Here is a 2,309-nt window from a genome sequence, read left to right on the forward strand (position 1 = left end):
GGCGCTGGCCGTCGCGGCCGATGGCGCAGCGGCAGAGGCCGCCTGGCCCAGCGAGAAGCCGCTGGCGGATCGCGCCCCACGCGTGCTGGTCGGCGTGTTGACGCCGTTTGGCCCGACAACCTTCATGCCCACGCGCTCCGCTTCATGGGATCATGGATGACGACCGGCGATGACTGTTTGGTTAACGCCCCGGCAAATCCTGCCGCATGGTCTTCGTTTCAAGGCCGCCCTACGTTGAATTCCCTTGGTTAATCGAACGGCACGATCCTGGCATGGGTGGGTGGCGTAAAGCCGCGTGGACGTTCGACCGATGCAAAATCTGCTTGCCCGCCTTGCCGCCTGCGCCGTCGCCGCCCTGACGGTCTCGGCCGGCCCGGCCCTGGCCCAGATGCAGTCGCGCATCAAGGACATCGCGGCCGTCGAGGGCGTGCGCGGAAACCAGTTGGTCGGCTACGGCATGGTGATGGGCCTGAACGGCACGGGTGATTCCCTTCGCAACTGCCCCTTCACGCGCCAGTCGCTGGAAGGCATGACCGAGCGGTTGGGCGTCAATATTCGCGGCTCCAACGCCAACACCAAGAACATGGCCGCCGTCATGGTGACGGCCGACCTGCCCGCCTTCGCCACCCCGGGTTCACGCATCGACGTGTCGGTCGCCTCCATGTGCGACGCGAAAAGCCTGCTGGGCGGCTCGCTGGTCGTGACCAGCCTGCAGGGCGCCGACGGCCAGGTCTATGCGGTGGCGCAAGGGTCGGTGCAGACCGGCGCCGTCTCGGCCTCGGGCGGATCGGGTTCGTCGGTCACGCGCGGGGTGCCGACCGCCGGCCGTATCGCCTCGGGCGCCCTGGTCGAACGCGAAACCGGCTTCCAGATGGCGAACATGAACGAGGTGCGGCTGAACCTGCGCAACCCCGATTTCACCACCGCCCAGCGCGTCGCCGCCGTCGTCAACGCCGCCTATCCGGGTGCGGCCCTGGCCGAAAACGGCACGGTGGTCGCCCTGCGCGCGCCGGCCCAACTGGGCATGGCGGGCTTCATCAGCCGGATCGAGAACCTGCCGGTCAGCGTCGACACCCCGGCCAAGGTCATCATCGACGAGGTCAACGGCGTCATTGTCATGGGCGACGCCGTGCGCATCTCTCGCGTCGCCATCGCCCAGGGCAATCTGACCATATCGGTGGACGAACAACCTATCGTCAGCCAGCCCGCCCCCTTCAGCCAGGGCCAGACCGCCGTCGTCCCCTCCAGCCAGGTCAATGTCGAGGAGGACCTGGGCACCCAGATGCGTCTGGTCGGCGGCGGGGCCAATCTGTCCACCCTGGTCAACGGGCTGAACGCCCTGGGCGTCAGCCCGCGCGACATGATCAGCATCCTGCAGGCCATCAAGGCCGCCGGCGCCCTGCAGGCCGACATCGAGGTGATGTGAGCATGACCGACCTGACCGTCTCCACCGACCTGTTGCGTCCCGCCGTCGCCGCGCCCACGGCCGCCAATCGCGACAAGATCCAGGAAACCGCGAAAGCCTTCGAGGCCACCTTCATTTCACAGATGTTGAAACCGATGTTCGACGGCCTGTCGACCGACGGCCTGTTCGGCGGCGGTCAGGCCGAGGCGACCTGGCGCAGCTTCATGCTGGACGAAATGGCCAAGACCACCGTGGAAGCCGGCGGGATCGGCCTGAGCGGGCCGGTCATGTCCGAAATGTTGAAGATGCAGGAGGGCCGGCGATGAGCGAAAGCGAACTGGCCCAGGCGCGCGTGCGCCAGCTGATCGTCCTGACCAAACGGCTCACCGATCGGCTGTCGGCCGAAACCCAGGCCTTTGCGGACCGCCGCCCCCAGGACGTCGCGGCCGGTCTGGCCGAGACCCAGGAGATGGCCAATCTGTATCGGCGCGACACCGCCCATGTGAAGGCCAACCCCGCCCTGCTGCGCGACGCGCCCTTGGACGACCGCAAGGCCCTGGTCGAGGCCACGCGGGTGTTCGACACCGTGCTGAACGCCCATGCCCGCGCCGTCGAGGCGGCGCGCCAGATCTCCGAAGGGCTGGTCCGCACCATCGCCGCAGAAGTCACCGCCGCCCGCACGCCGCCCAGCGCCTATGCCGCCGACGGCCGCGCGGCCGTGGGCGACGGACGCGCCGTCGCCTTCAACCGCATGGCCTGATCGGGCATTGCCGATTTTTTAAGCGCATGTGGATCAGCATGGCCTCATGACGCTGACGACCCGTCTTCTTGGCCTGGCCTTCGCATCCGCCGACACCTTGGTCGAGGTGGCCCCGAACGGCGTCGTCGCCTTCGCCATCGGCGC

3 protein-coding genes are annotated in these 2,309 nt (G+C 68.0%); all 3 read left to right on the top strand.

The genetic code is table 11. From position 1 onward, the window contains the following. The first annotated feature begins 310 nt into the window (after positions 1-310). From RTU05_RS17895 to RTU05_RS17905, 3 genes are read left to right on the top strand one after another with little or no spacing between them, the layout of a single operon-like run. The gene (locus RTU05_RS17895) at positions 311-1,426 is read left to right on the top strand and encodes a flagellar basal body P-ring protein FlgI (protein ID WP_312082410.1); all 1,116 of its coding nucleotides are present in this window, start codon (positions 311-313) and stop codon (positions 1,424-1,426) included. A 2-nt stretch (positions 1,427-1,428) separates the two neighbouring features. Next, entirely contained in the window at positions 1,429-1,731 is a 303-nt protein-coding gene (locus tag RTU05_RS17900) for a rod-binding protein (protein WP_312599637.1), read from the top strand. Then, positions 1,728-2,165, top strand: a complete 438-nt coding sequence (locus RTU05_RS17905) for a flagellar basal-body protein FlbY (RefSeq protein ID WP_312599638.1) — start codon at positions 1,728-1,730, stop codon at positions 2,163-2,165. The genes RTU05_RS17900 and RTU05_RS17905 overlap by 4 nt, the downstream gene beginning before the upstream one ends. Positions 2,166-2,309: the final 144 nt, after the last annotated feature.

The sequence above is a fragment of the Brevundimonas sp. genome (assembly GCF_032017145.1).
Classification (GTDB): domain Bacteria; phylum Pseudomonadota; class Alphaproteobacteria; order Caulobacterales; family Caulobacteraceae; genus Brevundimonas.

Excerpts from the sequence above, each read along its gene's own strand:
- RTU05_RS17895 (WP_312082410.1), top strand. The coding sequence starts at position 311 with ATGCAAAATCTGCTTGCCCGCCTTGCCGCCTGCGCCGTCGCCGCCCTG.
- RTU05_RS17900 (WP_312599637.1), top strand. The coding sequence starts at position 1,429 with ATGACCGACCTGACCGTCTCCACCGACCTGTTGCGTCCCGCCGTCGCC.
- RTU05_RS17905 (WP_312599638.1), top strand. The coding sequence starts at position 1,728 with ATGAGCGAAAGCGAACTGGCCCAGGCGCGCGTGCGCCAGCTGATCGTC.